Below are 17,779 nucleotides of genomic sequence, written 5' to 3'. Positions count from 1 at the left end.
GGACACCGGAAACGCAGTGCTCGCGCCTTTCACGGTAACCGCGTGCCCGTGACCTACCATGACGAATGCGCAATGACCCTCAGGTAGACCGACTTTCCCTCTGGTTTCGCAGGAGCCTGCGGTGGTTCCGGAAGGTCCAGCGGCGTGTAACGGCGCGAGCGCGGGCCACCACGCATGAACCGCCATTGCGCGCGCAGCTGTTCAGCGCCGAGCAGATGGAGGTGCACGGCCGCGTACTGGCGAAGTCCCACCGCGTCAGGCGCAAGTCGGGACCAGACCTGCTGCTGGCGCGGCTCGACGAGAACCAGAAGCTGCTCGACCGCGCCTGCACCCTGCTCATCGAAGCGGTGCACGCCGGCCGGACGCCGACGCCGGCGAGCGAGTGGCTGCTCGACAACCTCTACCTGGTCGAAGAGCAGATCGCGATCGCCCGCCGCCACCTGCCCAAGGGCTACAGCCGCGAGCTGCCGCAGCTAGACCAGGGCCCGTCCACGGGCCTGCCCCGCGTGTACGACCTGGCGCTCAACGCCATCTCCCATGGCGACGGCCGCGTCGATGGCGAGAGCCTGGTCCGTTTCGTCGGCGCCTATCAGACGGTGACGCCACTCAAGCTCGGCGAGCTCTGGGCGATCCCGATCATGCTGCGCCTGGCGCTGATCGAGAACCTGCGCCGCATCAGCACACGCATCATCGAAGACCGCGTCGACCGCAGCCTCGCCGAGGACTGGGCGGACCGGCTGACCGACATCGCCGAGTCAGATCCCAGGCATCTGGTGCTGGTGATCGCGGACATGGTGCGCTCGCAGCCACCTGCCAGCAGTTCCTTCGTCGCCGAGTTCGCACGGCGCCTGCAGGGCAGGAGTTCGGAACTGGCCCTGCCCCTGACCTGGGTCGAGCAGTGGCTGGCCGACGCCGGCCAGAGCATCGAGCAGATGGTCCAGGCGGAGGCCCAGCAGCAGGCAGCGGCCCAGGTTTCGATCAGCAACAGCATCTCCAGCCTGCGGTTCCTGGCGATGATGGACTGGCGCGAGTTCGTCGAGGCCCTGAGCGTGGTCGACGCCACGCTGCGGCAGGACCCCTCGGACACCTATGGGGCGATGGACTTCGCCACACGCGACAACTACCGGCAGAACATCGAACTGATCGCGCGCCGCGGCGGACTGTCCGAGGACGCGGTGGCCACGCAGGTGCTGGAACTGGCACAGGCGCATGCCACGCAAGCGGGCAGCCACGAGCTCGCCGCGCATGTCGGCTATTACCTGATCGACGAGGGCCGCAGCGCGCTGGAGAACGCGCTGGCGCTGCGCGGCGTCACCCGAAGCGTGCGCCGGACCGCCCGCCGCCTGCCGCTGCTGGCCTACACCCTGCCCGGTGCGCTGGTGGTCGCGCTGTTCACCTGGGCGACCCTGCGCGGTGCGCTGTCGCCGGCCGAGCGCGGTTGGGTCTGGCTGGCGCTGGGGCTGTGCGTGATCGCCTACAGCGAGCTGGCGGTTGCACTGGTCAACCGGGTCGCCACCTGGCTGGTCCGGCCCGACGCCTTGCCGCGGCTCGACTACTCCGCGGGCGTGCCGGCGGACATGCGCACCCTGGTCGTGGTGCCGACGATGTTCGGCAGCACCAGCGGCATCGCCTCCTTGGCCGAGGCGCTGGAGGTGCGCTTCCTCGCCAATCGCGACGACCACGTCCACTTTGCGCTGCTGACCGACTTCTTCGACGCCGCCGAGCAGCACCTTCCCGAAGACGAAGCGCTGATGGATGCGGCGCAGCGCGAGATCGACGTGCTCAACGCGCGCTACGCGCCCGAACACCATGACCGCTTCTTCCTGTTCCATCGCCCGCGCAGCTGGAACCCGCGCGAACGGGCGTGGATGGGCCTGGAGCGCAAGCGCGGCAAGCTCGCGGCGCTCAATGCGCTGCTCCGCGGCGATGCGGGGAACGCCTTCGTGCGCGTGGCGGGCAACACCGCTTTGCTCGGCGAGGTGCGCTATGTGATCACGCTCGACACCGACACCCAACTGCCGCGCGATGCCGCGCGGGAACTGGTCGGCACCCTGGCGCATCCGATCAACCGTGCGCGCTTCGACGCGCGCCGACGGGTGGTCACCCGCGGCTATGGAATCCTGCAGCCGCGCGTGGGGATCAGCATGAGCGGCGAGCGGCATTCCCGCTACGCCAACCTGTATGGCAGCGAGCCTGGCATCGATCCCTACACCCGGGCCGTGTCGGACGTGTACCAGGACCTGTTCGGCGAAGGATCGTTCGTCGGCAAGGGCATCTACGACGTCGATGCATTCGAGCATTCGCTGGAAGGGCGGATGCCGGACAACCGCATCCTCAGCCATGACCTGCTCGAGGGTTGCTACGCGCGCGCAGGGCTGGTGAGCGACGTGCAGCTGTACGAGGACTACCCGGCGCGCTACGCCGCCGACGTCAAGCGCAGGCACCGCTGGATCCGCGGCGACTGGCAGCTGCTGCCGTGGCTGCTGCCGCTGGTGCCGTTGCAGACTGCCGCCGCGGGTGCGGCGCCTGCGAAGACGCTGGAGCGCAACCCGCTGTCGATGCTGTCGCGCGGCAAGCTGCTCGACAACCTGCGTCGCAGCCTGTTTCCGACCGCGCTCACCGCCCTGCTGGTGCTGGGCTGGGCGCTGGCCGCCGATCCGCTGGCCTGGACGCTGTGGCTGCTGTCGATCCTGTTGCTGCCGCCCTTGCTGGCCTCGCTGGTCGACCTGTTCAAGCGTCCGGCCGACATGCCGCTGGCGGCACACCTGCGCCAGGCCTGGGCGGCGATGGGGCGCAGCTTCGCGCACGCACCGGTGAGCCTGGCGTGCCTGCCCTATGAGGCGTTCTTCAGCCTCGATGCGATCATGCGGACGCTGTGGCGCATGTGCATCACGCGGCGGAAGCTGCTGCAGTGGCGTCCGTCGAGCGAAGTGGAGCGCACGCTTGGCAACACCCTCGCCGATTCCCTGCGCACGATGTGGTTCGCGCCCGCGCTGGCCGTCGCCACCGTCGTGCTGCTGCTTCGCGTGGAGCCGGCGGCATTGTGGGTGGCGGCGCCGGTGCTGGCGCTCTGGGCCGCGTCGCCAGCGCTGATGTGGTGGCTGGGGCGTCCCCGTGCGCATCCGGGGTCCAACCTCGACGCATCGCAGCTGCAGTTCCTCGGGCGCCTCGCACGGCGCACATGGGCATTCTTCGAAACCCATGTCACCCAACAGGACCACTGGCTGCCGCCGGACAACGTGCAGGAACACCCGACCCTGGTGGTCGCGCGCCGCACCTCGCCGACCAACATCGGCCTGTCTCTGCTGGCCGACCTGGCCGCGTACGACTTCGGCTACCTGCCGGTGGCCGGGGTGGTCCAGCGCACCGGCAACACGCTGCGCACGCTCGAGTCGATGCCGCGCCACCGCGGCCATTTCTACAACTGGTACGACACCGCGACCCTGGAGCCGCTGCCGCCCAAGTACGTCTCCGCGGTCGACAGCGGCAACCTGGCCGGCCACCTGCTGACCCTGCGCCAGGGGCTGCTGGCCCTGCGCGAGGCGCCGGTGCTGTCGCCAAACGTATTCCAGGGCATGGCGGATACGTTCGGCCTGGTCGTGGAAACGACCGCAGGCCAGCCGATGGGCGAGACGATGCGCACCATCGCCGACCGCCTTGCAGTCGCCCGCAGCGCTCCACCGCGCACCGTGGCCGAGGCGCACCGCGTGCTGGCCGAATTGGAGGCGCTGTCCACCGCAGTTGCAGCCGATCAGGCAGCCGCGCCGGAAGAGATCGGGTACTGGTCGCGTGCGCTTGCCGCACAGTGCGCAGCTGCGCGCGAGGAATTGCAGCTCTTCGCGCCAGCCGCGCAGGCTGCGGCCACGCATGCGCCAACGGCCGATCCATCCGCGCGCATCCCGACGCTGCGCGAGGTGGCCTCGGGCGTCGCACCCGCCGATCCGCTCCGGGCCAGCGCCCGCAATGCGGCCCGGGCTCGCATCACCGAGCTCGAGCGGCTGGCCCACATCGCAGGCCAATGCGCCTTGATGGACCATCGCTTCCTCTACGATCGCAGCCGCCACCTGCTGTCGATCGGCTACAGCGTCGACGACCACCGTCATGACGCCGGCTACTACGACCTGCTCGCGTCCGAGGCACGGCTCGCCAACTTCGTCGCGATCGCCCAGGGCCAGCTGCCGAAGGAAAGCTGGTTTGCGCTCGGGCGGCTGCTGACCGAGGTCGACGGGGCCTCCACGCTGCTGTCGTGGAGCGGATCGATGTTCGAGTACCTGATGCCGCAGCTGGTGATGCCCAGCTACGCGGGCACGCTACTGGACCAGACCGCGAAGCACTCGGTGCAACGCCAGATCGAGTACGGGCGCCAGCGCAACGTGCCGTGGGGCATTTCCGAGTCCGGCTACAACCTCGTCGACGCGCGCATGAACTACCAGTACCGCGCGTTCGGCGTCCCGGGCCTGGGCCTCAAGCGCGGCCTGTCGCAGGACCTGGTGATCGCACCCTACGCCAGCATGATGGCGCTGATGGTCGCCCCCGAGGCGGCGTGCGCGAACCTGCAGCGGCTGACAGCGGCGGGCTTCGGCGGAATGTTCGGCCTGTACGAGGCCATCGACTACACGCCTGCCCGCCTGCCGCGTGGCCAGAGCCATGCGGTGGTCCGCTCGTTCATGTCCCACCACCAGGGCATGGGCCTGCTGGCGCTGGACTACGTGCTGCGCGACCAGCCGATGCAGAAGCGCTTTGTCGAGGATCCGGAGTTCCAGGCGACCCTGCTGCTGCTGCAGGAGCGCATCCCGCGCACGGGCGCGTTTCATCCGCACTCGGCCGAGGTCGCTTCGGCGGCGCCGGTCGGCGAGGTCGACGGTGGCCAGCTGCGGGTGTTCCGCACGCCCGACACGGCCCGGCCCACGATCCAGATGCTGTCCAACGGCCGCTACCACGTGCTGCTGACCGGCGCCGGCGGCGGCTACAGCCGCGTCGGCGACATCGCGGTCACGCGCTGGCGCGAGGACGGCACGCGCGACCACTGGGGCAGCTTCTGCTTCCTGCGCGACGTGGAGAGCGGGGCGTTCTGGTCCACCGCCTACCAGCCCACGGCCGTGCCGGTCGACGGCTACGAGGCGATCTTCTCCGATGCCAAGGCCGAGTTCCGCGGCCGCAAGCATGGCGTCGAGTCGCACACCGAGATCGCGGTGTCGCCCGAGGACGACATCGAGCTGCGCCGCCTGCGCCTCACCAACCTCTCGCGCACCGCGCGCACCATCGAAGTCACCACCTATGCCGAGGTGGTGCTGGCCCCGGCCATCTCGGACGAACTGCACCCGGCCTTCAGCAACCTGTTCGTGCAGACCGAACTGGTCGAAGCCAGCCAGGCGATCGTCTGCACCCGGCGACCGCGCGCACTTGGCGAGACACCGCCCTGGATGTTCCACCTGCTCGCGGTCCACGACGCGGACATCGGCGCGATTTCGTACGAGACCGACCGGTCTCGATTCATCGGGCGCGGTCGCACGCTTGTGGCGCCGCATGCGCTGACGGACGCCGAGGCATTGTCGAACGCATCGGGATCGGTGCTCGATCCGGTGGTCGCGATCCGCTGCCGGATCACCCTGCAGCCAGGACGTTCGGCGACCATCGACATGGTCACCGGCGTGGCCGATGCGAGGGACGCCTGCGTTGCGCTGGTGGACAAGTACCGCGACCGCCGGCTGGCCGACCGCGTGTTCGACCTGGCCTGGACCCACTGCCAGGTGGTGCGTCGCCAGATCAACGCCAGCGAGGCCGACGCGCAGCTGTATGAACAGATCGCCGGACACATGGTTTTCGCCAACTCGGCACTGCGTGCCGAACCCGCGGTGCTGCTGCAGAACCGGCGCGGCCAGTCCGGTCTGTGGGGGCAGGCGATCTCGGGCGACCACCCCATCGCGCTGGTCCGCATCGCCGACGGCGCCAACATCGAACTGGTTCGGCAGATGGTGCAAGCCCACGCGTACTGGCGGCTCAAGGGGCTGGCCGTGGACCTGGTGATCTGGAACGAGGACCACGCCGGCTACCGGCAGCAGCTGCAGGACCAGATCATGGGCCTGGTCGCCGCCGGCATCGAAGCCAACGTGATCGATCGCCCCGGCGGCATCTTCGTGCGCCCCGCGCAGCAGCTGTCGCAGGAGGAACGCATCCTGCTGCAGTCGGTGGCCCGGGTGATCGTCAGCGATACCGACGGATCGCTTGCCGAGCAGGTCGCGCGCAGGCCGCCCGCGCCCGCGCCAGGCCCACTGCTGGTGGCCAATCCGGTGCAGTACGACCTGATCGGTGATGCAGACGAGGACCCGCACGCGGCGAGCGACGTCGTGGACCCATGGCCGTTCGACGCCGTCTCGGAGGATCGGATCCTCGACAACGGCCTCGGCGCGTTCTCCGCCGACGGCCGCGAGTACATCATCGAGCCCGGCCCTGGCGGAGTGACGCCGGCGCCGTGGTCGAACGTGCTGGCCAACGCCGACTTCGGCTGCGTGGTCAGCGACAGCGCGCCCGGCTACACCTGGACCGAGAACGCGCACGAGTTCCGGCTCACCCCCTGGCACAACGATCCGGTCGGCGATACCAGCGGCGAAGCGTTCTACCTGCGCGACGAGGACACGGGCAAGGTGTGGTCGCCCATGCCCTGGCCGGTCCGCGGCGAGGGCAGCTACCGCACGCGGCACGGCTTCGGCTACAGCGTGTTCGAGCACGTCGAGGACGGCATCGCCAGCGAGCTGTGGGTCTATGTCGACCTGGAGCAGGCAGTGAAGTACAGCGTCCTGCGGCTGCGCAACCGGTCCGGCCGGCCCAGGCGCCTGTCGGCCACCGGTTATGTGGAATGGGTGCTCGGCGACCTCGGCGCCAGGACGCGGATGCACGTGATCAGCGAGGTCGACGGCGACAGCGGCGTGCTCACCGCGCGCAACAGCTACAACACCGAATTCGCCGACCGGGTCGCGTTCTTCGATGCCGACACCCATGGCGTCGGCCACGAGGGCCGCAGCATCACCGCCGACCGCGTCGAATTCCTCGGCCGCAACGGCAGCATGCAGGCCCCCGCCGCCCTGCAGCGCCAGCGGCTGTCGGGCCGGCTCGGCGCGGGGCTGGACCCGTGCGCGGCGATCCAGGTCCCGATCCTGATCGCGATCGGCGGCGAGACCGAGACGGTCTTCCGCCTCGGGATCGGGCGCAACTGGGGGGAGGCGATCGCCCTGGCACGCCGCACACGCGGCTCCGGCGCGGCGCACGACGCGCTCGACGTGGTGCGCATCCACTGGCTGCGCACGCTCGGCGCGGTGCGCGTGGAAACGCCCGACCCCGCCGTGGACGTGCTCGCCAACGGATGGTTGCTGTACCAGACCATCGGCTGCCGCTACCTGGCACGCAGCGGCTACTACCAGTCCGGCGGCGCGTTCGGCTTCCGCGACCAGCTGCAGGACATCATGGCGATGCTGCACGCGCAGCCCGCGCTGGCGCGCGAACACCTGCTGCGCAGCGCCGCCCACCAGTTCCCCGAAGGCGACGTGCTGCACTGGTGGCATCCGCCGCAGGACCGAGGCGTGCGCACGCGCTGTTCGGACGACTACCTGTGGCTGCCGGTGGCGACGGCGCGCTACGTGGAGGTGACCGGCGATGCCGGCGTGCTCGACGAGCGCGTGCACTACATCGAAGGGCGCCCGGTCAACCCCGACGAGGAGTCGTATTACGACCTGCCCCTGCCCTCGGGCCTGAGCGAGGACCTGTACCAGCACTGCGTGCGCTCGCTGCGGCGCGGCATGCGCCTGCTTGGCGAGCGCGGCCTGCCGCTGATCGCCACGGGCGACTGGAACGACGGCATGAACCGCGTCGGCGAACGCGGGCGCGGCGAGAGCGTGTGGCTGGGCTTCTTCCTGTACGACGCACTCGGGCGCTTCGATCCCCTGGCGCGGATGCGCAACGACCACGCCTTCGCCGCTGAGTGCCAGGCCGCCGCCGAACGCCTGCGCGAAGCGCTGGAGATGCATGCCTGGGATGGCGCCTGGTACCGGCGCGCATGGTTCGACAACGGCGCCCCGCTGGGCTCGACCGAAAGCGACGAATGCCGCATCGACTCGATCGCGCAGAGCTGGTCGGTGCTCTCGGGCGCCGGTGCACCGGAACGCACGAAACAGGCTCTCGCCTCGCTCGACACACACCTGGTGCGACGCGACGCCGGCCTGATCCAGCTGCTCGATCCGCCGTTCGACAAGACCGCACAGGATCCGGGCTACATCCGCGGCTACGTGCCCGGCGTGCGCGAGAACGGCGGTCAGTACACGCATGCCGCGATCTGGGCGACGATGGCCTTTGCCAAGGTGGGCGACAGCGCCAAGGCCTGGGAACTGCTGGGCATGATCAACCCGATCAACCATGCCCGCGACGCCGCAGGGATCGCGACCTACAAGGTCGAACCCTACGTCGTCTCGGCCGACGTCTACGCGGTCGCGCCGCACGTGGGCCGCGGTGGATGGAGCTGGTACACCGGTTCGTCCGGCTGGATGTACCGGCTGATCGTCGAATCGCTGCTGGGCCTGCAGCGCCGCGGCGACACGCTGCAGCTTGCGCCGTGCATCCCGGCGGACTGGCCCGAGTACTCACTGCGCTACCGCTACGGCGATACCGTCTACCGGATCCATGTGCGCCAGCAGCCGGCCGGCATGACGCCGGTCGGGCTGCGGGTGGACGGCGTCGAGCAACAGGGCTTCGTCATCGCGCTGATGGACGACCACGCCGAACACATCGTCGAGATCGTGCATACGCCTGACGCCGCGCACGTAGCCGTCATCGAACCGGAATGACCGGGCGGGCGTTGCCGGTGCCAGCCTCTATCGGTGATGCCTCGTGCCTGCATCTGGCCGCCCCGGCCCACCGCGGACCCGGGCCGGACCATGTTGGACAGTCAGCGTGTCCGCCCGGGCCGCGTGCGCGCCCGGGCAGGGTTCAGTGGCGCTCCAGCATCGGCGGCAGCGGGCAATGCAGCACGCCGCAGATGGTGCGCAGCAGCTCGGATTCGGCCACCGACACGCGGCCGTCATGGGACACCGCAGCGGTGATCGCCTCGACCGTGACCTGCTTGGCCAGCGGGTCGAGCGCGTCCAGCGGCTCCCACACCGCGTCCAGCGCCAGCACGCCTTCGGCAGGCGGCGCGTACGGCAGGTGGTCACGCGGCAGCACGCGCTGCATGCCGGCAAGATAGGCGCGGCGCGCGGCATCGGGATCCTGCGGATTGCCGGCATGGGCGACGACCGCGAGCAGGGTGGCGAATTCCTGGCGCACGTTGCCGGGCTTGCGCCGGCCGAAGCGCGCGTAACGGCCGGGGTCGAGCGTCTCGCGCAGCTGTACCTCCAGCAGGCGCCCGAGGCAGTACTCGAACAGGCTCACGCGACCATCGGCATGCACGACCGCGTGCACGGTGTCCAGGAAGGTCGCGAGTTCCGGACGCGGGCGCAGGCGCATGGCCGGGAAGGCCAGTGCCGCCAGCGGCATGCGCAGCATCGGATGCAGCGCCTGCAGGTGCTCCTCGCGCAGGCGCCGCGCTTCGGCGGCCACCTGCACGCCGAGCCTGGCGACGATCTCGCTGCGCTGCCGGTCGGCCACCTCGGCGTCGCCGTCCAGCAGCAGGCCCAGCAGCAGCATCCCGGCGCCATCGCGGCGACCGGCCATCGTGCGCAGTTCTTGCGGCATCGTGGCCACGATCGTGTCGGCGCGGCGATAGTCGTCATCGCGCGGGTCGGCGACCTGGGACGACACCATCGGCGGCGTGAGGTCGATCCGCGCCGACGCCTGCGGCAGCACGCCGTGCCCCGGTCCGACCAGGCCCATCTGCACGTCCTCGTCCAGTCCGCTGGGCGGCATGGCCAGCCACTGCGACTTCAGGCGCTCCAGGCTCTCCGCGCGGAACGACGGCTCCAGCGCCTGGATCCGCTGCAGCACGGGCGGGTGCGTGGCGAACAGCCCGCTCAATCCGGTGCCGTCGCCAAACAGCATGTGGCTGACCTCTTCGGCGTCGGCGCGCTCGGCCAGCCGCGAGCCGTCGTGCAGGCCGGCAATCTTCTTCAGCGCGCCGGCAAGGCCGCCGGGCTGGCGCGTGAACTGCACCGCCGAAGCATCGGCCAGCACCTCGCGGCTGCGGCTGACCGCGGCCTTGATCATGCGCCCGAAGAACAGGCCGACGTAGCCGACCAGCAGCACGATCAGCGCGCCCACCAGCACCGGCATCGCGCCGCGGCCGCGCACGCTGCCGCCGTGCTGCAGGATCTTGCGGCCGATCAGGCCCAGCATGAGGATGCCGAACAGCACGCCGACCAGGCGGATGTTCAGGCGCATGTCGCCGTTGAGGATGTGGCTGTACTCGTGCGCGATCACGCCCTGCAGCTCATCGCGGTTGAGCCGGTCGAGCGCGCCGCGGGTGACCGCGATCACCGCGTCGGAGGTCGAATAGCCCGCGGCGAACGCATTGATCCCCGGCTCGTGCTCCATCACGTAGATCTTCGGCACCGGCACGCCCGAGGCGATCGACATCTCCTCCACCACGTTGCGCAGGCGACGAAGGTGCAGGTCGGTGGTGTCCTCGGGGACCGGCACGCCGCCCATCTGCTGCGCCACCGCTTCACCGCCGCCGCGCAGCGATGCGACCCGGTACAGCGAACCCACCCCGACCACGCCCAGCGCCAGCAGGGTCGACATCGCCAGCAGCGCCGGATCGGCGCCGAACACCAGCAGCACGCCCAGGTCCACCGCCACCACGATCCCGACGACGGCCAGCGCGAACAGCAGCACCAGCCGTGACGTGTTGCGGCGCGCCTGCGCCTGGCGTTCGAAGAAGTTCATGGAAGGGCGGCGATGCGCTTTACAACAGGCGAAGAGTCATCACGAAGCACGGGCGTTCAGAACTGCACCTTCGGAGCTTCGCGCACTTCGGCACGGTCGGCGGGGATGTCGAGCAGGGCGGCGGGGGCGAAGTTGAACATGCCCGCGACGATGCTGGACGGAAACACCTCGCGCTTGGTGTTGTAGGCCATCACCGAGTCGTTGTAGGCCTGGCGGGCAAAGGCGACCTTGTTCTCGGTACTGGTCAGCTCTTCGGTGAGCTGCATCATGTTCTGGCTGGCCTTGAGGTCGGGATAGGCCTCGACCACGACCATCAGCCGACCCAGCGCGCCGTTCAGGGCGCCCTGCGTCTGCGACAGCTCGGCCATCGCAGCCGGGTCGCCAGGCGCTGCCTTGGCCGCCGACAGCCCGGCCTGCGCGGCGGTACGGGCGGCAGTCACCGCCTCGAGCGTGCCGCGTTCGTGCGAGAGATAACCCTTGGCGGTTTCCACCAGGTTGGGGATCAGGTCGAAGCGCCGCTGCAGTTGCACGTCGATCTGTGCGAAGGCATTCCTGAATACGTTGCGCGCGGTCACCAGACCGTTGTAGATGCCCACCGCCCAGGCGCCGAAGACGACGACAAGTCCGATCAGGATCATCAGCAGAATCAGTCCACTCACGAAGATTCCTCCCCTTGTTCATGCAAGTGCGGAAACAGGCGCATATGATCGCCTGAAGCAGAGCATACGCAGGGGACAGTCCCGATGAAAGCGAACCTCCCCCGGCCGCGCAGCACACGCCTGCATCGCGCACTGCTGCTCGGCCTGCTGCCGGCGATCGCCCTGACCGTCGCCGCGCAGACTCCGTTGCCGTGGACCAGTGACGCGCCCGCCGCGGCGGATGTGACGCCAGCGCCGATCGTGCCGGTGGTGCCGTCGGACCGCCCCGTGCCGTTGCCGGCCGAGGTCAAGCGGCAGCCGCTCGCGGAAGGCTTCGACGTGCGCCTGTTCGAGGCGATGGCACAGGACCTGGTCGCCAACCAGCGCGTGCCGGGCCTGGCGATGGCGATCGTCCACGACGGACGGATCCTCAGCGCGCGCGGCTACGGCATCACCGACGTATCCGATGCCGAACCGGTGGACGCGCATACGGTGTTCCGCCTGGCCTCGCTGTCCAAATCCTTCGCCGGCACCGTGACCGGCATGCTGGTGTCCGAGGGCGCGCTGCGCTGGGACAGCCGCGTCGCCGACTTCATGCCGAGCCTGCAGTTCGCCGATCCGTCCGCCGCGCAGCAGCTCACCGTCGCCGACGTGCTCAGCCACCGGGTCGGCCTGCGCCACCACACCTACGACCGCGACATCGAGGGCAACGCCGACTACCACAGCCTGGTGCAGCGGTTCGCAGCGGCGCCGATGGCCTGCGCCCCGGGCGACTGCTATGGCTACCAGAATGTCGCCTTCAGCCTGGTTGGCGACGTGGTGTTCGCGGCCAGCGGGCAGTTCTACAGCGAGTCGGTGGCGCGCCGCATCTTCAAACCGCTGGGCATGAACGACGCCAGCCTCGGCCTGGACGGCATCACCGCCAGTTCGCGCTGGGCCAGGCCCCACGTGCGCGCCGGCGCCGGTTGGAAATCGCTGACGCCCAAGCCCACCTACTATCGCCTCGCGCCTGCCGCCGGCGTCAACGCCAGCATCGCCGACATGGCGCAGTGGCTGCTCGCACAGGGCGGACATCGCCCGGACGTGCTGCCTGCGCCGCTGCTGGCCACGCTGCAGGCGCCGATCGTCGGCACCCCCGGCGAGATCCGCGGCAGCTCGTGGCGACGCGAGCGCCTGAACTCCGCGGGCTACGGCCTGGGCTGGCGCGTGTACGACTACGCGGGCCATCGCCTGGTCTTCCACGGTGGTGCGGTGCAGGGCTACCGCGGCCTGATGGCGATGCTGCCCGAGCGCGACGTGGGCGTGGTGGTGCTCTGGAACAGCAACAGTTCGCTGCCCTCGGGCCTGCTGCCGACGATCCTCGACCGCGCGATCGGCCTGCCTGCGCAGCAGTGGCTGGACGTCGATATCGACATGGAAGCGCTCTACGCATCCGACGGCGCGGACGCGCCGGCAAACGGCGGCCCGCAGTCGGGGAAGGCTGAAGCGCGCCCGCGCTGAAGGCTGCGCCGGACGCTGCGACATAGGGGGCGGTGAAGGGACAGTCGGTGCTCGCACGGGCTTGCTGTGGGCGGTGGGGCTGGTCGGCGGTGATCGCGGCTGAAGCCGCTCCTACAGCCACGCCCCGCAGGAGCGGCTTCAGCCGCGACCGGACCTCACGACTGCGCGCGACACGGCAGTACGTCGTGCGCTTGGGATCCCACAAAAAAAAACTCCCTCTCCGCCTGGGCAACGGAGAAGGAGCTTCGGTTACGGCTGATCGGGATATCAGATCAAGGGTGTCGGCATCGGCGGCATGGCCAGGGTGGCGCTCTTCTTGGCGACCCGCTTCTTGGCTACCTTCCTCGTGGTCTTCTTGGCCGCCTTCTTGGCGGTCTTCTTGGTGGCCTTCTTGGTGGCCTTTTTCGCGACCTTCTTGGCGACCTTCTTGGCAGGCCGCTTGGTGGCCTTCTTGGCGACCTTGCGGGCGGTCTTCTTCGCCGCCTTCTTGGCTACCTTCTTCTTGGCAACCTTCTTGGCAGCCTTCTTCGTGGTCTTCTTGGCAACCTTCTTGGCTACCTTCTTCTTGGCTACCTTCTTGGCAGCCTTCTTCGTGGTCTTCTTGGCCGCCTTCTTGGCGGTCTTGCGGGTCGCCTTCTTGGCTACCTTCTTGGTGGCGGCCTTGCGGACCGTCTTCTTCGCGACCTTCTTGGTCGCCTTCTTGGCTACCTTCTTCTTCGCGACCTTGGCGGTCTTCTTGGCAGGTGCCTTGGTCGCCTTCTTGGCGACCTTTTTCTTTGCAGCTTTCTTCGCGGCCATGAGATGGCTCTCCTCGTCAGTTGACTTGCAGTACTACTGCCCAGTGGTCAAGCAGCGCGCGGGTATCGGACCCGTGCACACCGCCGGCGCGCCACGCGCGCCGGAACGGATTCGGCAGGGACAACGCGGTCGGGGGAACGCGGTCCCGGTGATACGAAAACACCTGCGGCCCGGAGCGGCGCAGGTGTCTGGAAAGAGGTGGTCTGGTTTTCGCAGCGGAGACGATGCCTTCATCCACCTTGTAGAAGTCCGGGGCGGAGGTCTTTTTTGTGCTGCGCGTTTTCGCTGTGTGCTGACTCACTCGCTTCTGCGGCCACGTCTGTTGGGCGAAACCTAATCACGGTTTTTTCAGCTGTCAACACCCGGCGTTTCGAATTCTTCGCAGTACGTGCACCGGCGTCGACCACGCGCGTGCGAACCGACGCGCCGGCATGTCGTGCAAAACACGGCGACGCGCGCGTCGATGCCGCGCGGCATCAAGACGAAAGCGCGCAAAACAAGTGTGTTTTGAATGATCGCCTCGCACTGCCGCTTGCCACCGCGGTCATCGAGGCATGTGCATCGCGTCGCTTCAAACAGCCCGCACGCCATCGGCGCGGCGGTTGAACGGACGCTATCGGAAGACCGCGTTGCGCGGCGCACAAAGACCGATTGCGCCCAAAGTGCGCAAACTTTTCCGCCGTGCCGACGCCTTTGGAGACGCGACATGAAGTCCGGAAAGTGGGTGTGCCCAGGCCAGAGTCGACAGTGCGACAGGTGCGGCGATGACGCGTTCCGGCGTTTGCCGGAAGCGGACGCCGCGATGGTTGGCAGCGTCCGCGAGGGCGACGGGCATCGTGCCCGTCGCGTGACGAATCAATGATCGTCTTCTTCGAGCAGGTCGGCGTAGTCGTCAGGAGCGAGCAGCTCGTTGAACTGGTCGAGCCCGTTGACCTCGACCACGTACAGCCAGCCTTCGCCGTAGGCGTCTTCGTTGATCGTCTCGGGCTTGTCGGCCAGCGCGCTGTTGACCGCGGTGACGGTGCCCGACACCGGCGCGTACACGTCCGATGCCGCCTTGACCGACTCGACCACGGCGCTGGCAGTACCGGCTTCGATGGTGTCGCCGACCGCAGGCAGCTCGACGTAGACCAGGTCGCCAAGCAGGCCCTGGGCGTGGTCGGAAATGCCGACGGTGACCTTGCCGTCACCTTCGACACGCGCCCACTCGTGGGACTTCAGGAACTTCAGGTCGCCGGGGATCTCGCTCATCGTGGACTCCGCTCTCGTACGGGCTTGGGGAAAGGACGGCTAGTGTAGCCAAGCCCGGCGCCGCTGCCGCAAGCGCCGCCGGTCGGAAGGGGTCAGAGCGCCTTGCCGTCGCGCACGAACGGGAACCGGACCACCCGCACCGGCACCTCGCGCCCCCGGATGTCCACGCGCACGTCCGAGGCGACATTGCCCGCCGGCACGCGCGCAAACGCGATCGCCTTGCCGAGCGTGGGCGAGAACGTGCCCGACAGGATCTCGCCGTCGCCGTTGGCGGTCAGCACGCGCTGGCCGTGGCGCAGCACGCCCTTCTCTTCCATGACCAGGCCGATCATCTGCCGCGGCGCGCCGTCGCGCTTGTGCCGCTCGAGCACGTCGCGGCCGATGAAGTCGCGTCCCGCGTCGAGCGCGACCGTCCAGCCCAGCGCCGCCTCGAAGGGCGAGACCGTGTCATCCATGTCCTGGCCATAGAGGTTCAGGCCCGCCTCCAGGCGCAGCGTGTCGCGCGCACCGAGACCGGCCGGCTTCACCCCCGCCTGCAGCAGCGCGTCCCACAGGGCGACCGCGTGCGCCTCTGGCACGATGACCTCGAAGCCGTCCTCGCCGGTGTAGCCGGTGCGGGCGATGAACAGCTCGCCAAAGCGCGCGCCGGCCACGTCGCACGCGGCGAACTTGCCGAGCGCCGCGACCGCCGCGGCATCGTCGCCTTCGATCAGGCCCAGCATCCGCTCGCGTGCGTTGGGGCCCTGCACCGCGATCATCGACAGCTCGGGCCGCTCGCGGACCTCGACACCGAAGGCCTGGGCCTGCGCGTCGATCCAGGCCATGTCCTTGTCGCGGGTGGAAGCGTTGACCACCAGGCGGAACCAGTCCTCGCCCAGGTAGTAGATGATCAGGTCATCGATGATGCCGCCCTGCGCGTTGAGCATGCAGGCGTACAGGGCCTTGCCGGGCTGCTTGAGCTTGTCGACCGAGTTGGCGACCAGCTTGCGCAGGAACGGACGCACCTGGTCGCCGTGCAGGTCGACCACGGTCATGTGGCTGACATCGAACATGCCGGCGTCGCGCCGCACCTGGTGATGCTCGTCGATCTGCGAGCCGTAATGGATGGGCATGTCCCAGCCGCCGAAGTCGACCATCCTGGCGCCAAGCGCACGGTGGCTGTCGTTGAGAACGGTTTTGCGGGTCATGGCGCGATCCTTGGTGCGGGGGTGGCCCGATTATCCCAGATCGATCCGGCGCGGGCCCGCGCGCGCGGGCCGTTCAGTGATGGTGGTGGGCGTGGCCGCCGTCGCCAGCGTCCGCGCCGCTGTCATCGCAGTCGCCCCCGTGGCAGTCATCCGTCCCCTCGATCTGCAGGGTGGCGTGGCCGATGTCGAAACGCTCACGCAGCGCGGCCGCCGCCAGGTGGCGCAGCTCGCGCGCATCGACGCTGTCGTCGACCACCAGGTGCGCAGTCATCGCGGCCCGGGTGGACGCCAGCGCCCAGACGTGCAGGTCGTGCACGTCGGCCACTCCGGGCAGGCCGGCCAGCGCCGCGCGCACTTCGGCCAGGTCGATGCCGTCGGGCACGCCCATCATCAGCACGTTGCCGGCCTGGCGCATCAGCGTCCAGGCGCGCGGCAGTACCCACAGCCCGATCGCGACCGCGATGATCGGATCGGCCAGCTGCCAGCCGGTGAAGTGGATCACCAGCGCGGCGAGGATCACGCCGACCGAGCCGAGCATGTCGGCCCACACTTCCAGATAGGCGCCCCTGACGTTGAGGCTTTCGCCACTGCCTGCATGCAGCAGGCGCATCGCGACCAGGTTCACCACCAGGCCGGCGACGCCGACCACCAGCATGCCGATCGAGGCGACCTGGGGCGGCTGCATGAAGCGGTGCGCCGACTCCCACAGGATGTATCCGGCCAACGCGAACAGCAGCAGGCCATTGAGCATCGCCCCCATCGCCTCGGTGCGCACATAGCCGAAGCTGCGGCGCGCGTCGGGCGGGCGCCGCGACAGCCGCACCGCGACCAGGGCGATGCCCAGCGCCAGCGCGTCGGTCGCCATGTGCGCCGCGTCCGAGAGCAGGGCCAGGCTGTTGGTCGCGAACGCGGCCGCCAGCTCGACCAGCATGAAGGCCACGATGAGCGCCAGCGCCCACCACAGCGGCTTCTCGTGGCGGATGCTGGCGGCGCTGGCGTGGTCGTGATCGTGTCCCATGGCGCGGCATGCTGGCCGCGGTGGGCGCTGTTACACAATCGCGGACCAGTCAGGGTTGCTACTGCAGCGAGGGCGCCGCCGTCGCAGGCGCTGCTTCCACCTGCAGGATCACGCCGTCGGTACCGACGACCTTGACCGGTGTGCCCACCGGCAGGTCGGTGCCTTCGACGATCCAGAACGCATCGCCGATCTTGACCCGGCCGCGCCCGGCGACAATCGGCTGCTCGAGCGGAATCACCCGGTCGATGTGCTGGAACGCCCGCCGGTTCAGCGTCGGACGGTCGCTTTCGCGGGCGCGGCTGCGGAACCATTTCCGGTAGACCTGGATGGAGACGAAGCTCAGCACGACGAAGGCCGCGACCTGGGCCAGCAGCGGAATGCCCGGCACCGCCAGCACCGCGAGGAACACCGCGACCGCGGCAAAGCCCATCCACAGCATGAAGGCTCCCGGCGCAATCGCTTCGGCGGCGAAAAGCAGCAGCGCGACCGCCGCCCATGCGACCACGTCCCAGCGCAGGTCC

9 protein-coding genes are annotated in these 17,779 nt (G+C 69.2%); 2 read left to right on the top strand and 7 right to left on the bottom strand.

The features are described from left to right. Positions 1-65: 65 nt before the first annotated feature. Positions 66-8,834 (top strand): GH36-type glycosyl hydrolase domain-containing protein, encoded by an 8,769-nt coding sequence (locus ACW5EG_RS03420; protein WP_457020849.1) that lies wholly within the window; start codon positions 66-68, stop codon positions 8,832-8,834. 142 nt (positions 8,835-8,976) lie between these two features. Here ACW5EG_RS03420 and ACW5EG_RS03415 read toward each other — a convergent pair whose 3' ends face one another. Continuing rightward, positions 8,977-10,866 (bottom strand): M48 family metallopeptidase, encoded by a 1,890-nt coding sequence (locus ACW5EG_RS03415; protein WP_457020848.1) that lies wholly within the window; start codon positions 10,864-10,866, stop codon positions 8,977-8,979. Positions 10,867-10,922: 56 nt separating this feature from the next. Further along, the gene (locus tag ACW5EG_RS03410) at positions 10,923-11,504 is read right to left on the bottom strand and encodes a LemA family protein (RefSeq protein ID WP_457018388.1); all 582 of its coding nucleotides are present in this window, start codon (positions 11,502-11,504) and stop codon (positions 10,923-10,925) included. Between the two features lie 105 nt (positions 11,505-11,609). On the opposite strand from ACW5EG_RS03410, the gene ACW5EG_RS03405 reads away from it, so the two are divergent. After that, on the top strand, positions 11,610-13,004 hold the full coding sequence (locus tag ACW5EG_RS03405) for a serine hydrolase domain-containing protein (protein ID WP_457017363.1): 1,395 nt from the start codon (positions 11,610-11,612) through the stop codon (positions 13,002-13,004). Between the two features lie 267 nt (positions 13,005-13,271). On the opposite strand, the gene ACW5EG_RS03400 is transcribed toward ACW5EG_RS03405, so the two are convergent. The 5 genes from ACW5EG_RS03400 to ACW5EG_RS03380 all read right to left on the bottom strand — a co-directional run bounded on the left by ACW5EG_RS03400 (position 13,272) and on the right by ACW5EG_RS03380 (position 17,775). Next, entirely contained in the window at positions 13,272-13,802 is a 531-nt protein-coding gene (locus ACW5EG_RS03400) for a hypothetical protein (RefSeq protein ID WP_457020847.1), read from the bottom strand. A gap of 855 nt (positions 13,803-14,657) precedes the next feature. After that, positions 14,658-15,053, bottom strand: a complete 396-nt coding sequence (gcvH, locus tag ACW5EG_RS03395; RefSeq protein ID WP_457017361.1) for a glycine cleavage system protein GcvH — start codon at positions 15,051-15,053, stop codon at positions 14,658-14,660. Positions 15,054-15,145: 92 nt separating this feature from the next. Further along, on the bottom strand, positions 15,146-16,240 hold the full coding sequence (gene gcvT / locus ACW5EG_RS03390; RefSeq protein WP_457017360.1) for a glycine cleavage system aminomethyltransferase GcvT: 1,095 nt from the start codon (positions 16,238-16,240) through the stop codon (positions 15,146-15,148). Between the two features lie 73 nt (positions 16,241-16,313). Then, positions 16,314-17,258: a cation diffusion facilitator family transporter gene (locus ACW5EG_RS03385; RefSeq protein WP_457017359.1), complete on the bottom strand. Its 945-nt coding sequence runs from the start codon at positions 17,256-17,258 to the stop codon at positions 16,314-16,316. 58 nt (positions 17,259-17,316) lie between these two features. After that, positions 17,317-17,775 (bottom strand): NfeD family protein, encoded by a 459-nt coding sequence (locus tag ACW5EG_RS03380; RefSeq protein WP_457021399.1) that lies wholly within the window; start codon positions 17,773-17,775, stop codon positions 17,317-17,319. Between the last annotated feature and the right edge of the window lie 4 nt (positions 17,776-17,779).

Source organism: Luteimonas sp. A611 (assembly GCF_054072715.1).
Note: the sequence above shows the minus strand (reverse complement) of the source record. Positions and strands in the feature narration are given on the sequence as shown.

Excerpts from the sequence above, each read along its gene's own strand:
- ACW5EG_RS03420 (WP_457020849.1), top strand. The coding sequence starts at position 66 with ATGCGCAATGACCCTCAGGTAGACCGACTTTCCCTCTGGTTTCGCAGG.
- ACW5EG_RS03415 (WP_457020848.1), bottom strand. The coding sequence starts at position 10,866 with ATGAACTTCTTCGAACGCCAGGCGCAGGCGCGCCGCAACACGTCACGG.
- ACW5EG_RS03410 (WP_457018388.1), bottom strand. The coding sequence starts at position 11,504 with ATGATCCTGATCGGACTTGTCGTCGTCTTCGGCGCCTGGGCGGTGGGC.
- ACW5EG_RS03405 (WP_457017363.1), top strand. The coding sequence starts at position 11,610 with ATGAAAGCGAACCTCCCCCGGCCGCGCAGCACACGCCTGCATCGCGCA.
- ACW5EG_RS03400 (WP_457020847.1), bottom strand. The coding sequence starts at position 13,802 with ATGGCCGCGAAGAAAGCTGCAAAGAAAAAGGTCGCCAAGAAGGCGACC.
- gcvH (WP_457017361.1), bottom strand. The coding sequence starts at position 15,053 with ATGAGCGAGATCCCCGGCGACCTGAAGTTCCTGAAGTCCCACGAGTGG.
- gcvT (WP_457017360.1), bottom strand. The coding sequence starts at position 16,240 with ATGACCCGCAAAACCGTTCTCAACGACAGCCACCGTGCGCTTGGCGCC.
- ACW5EG_RS03385 (WP_457017359.1), bottom strand. The coding sequence starts at position 17,258 with ATGGGACACGATCACGACCACGCCAGCGCCGCCAGCATCCGCCACGAG.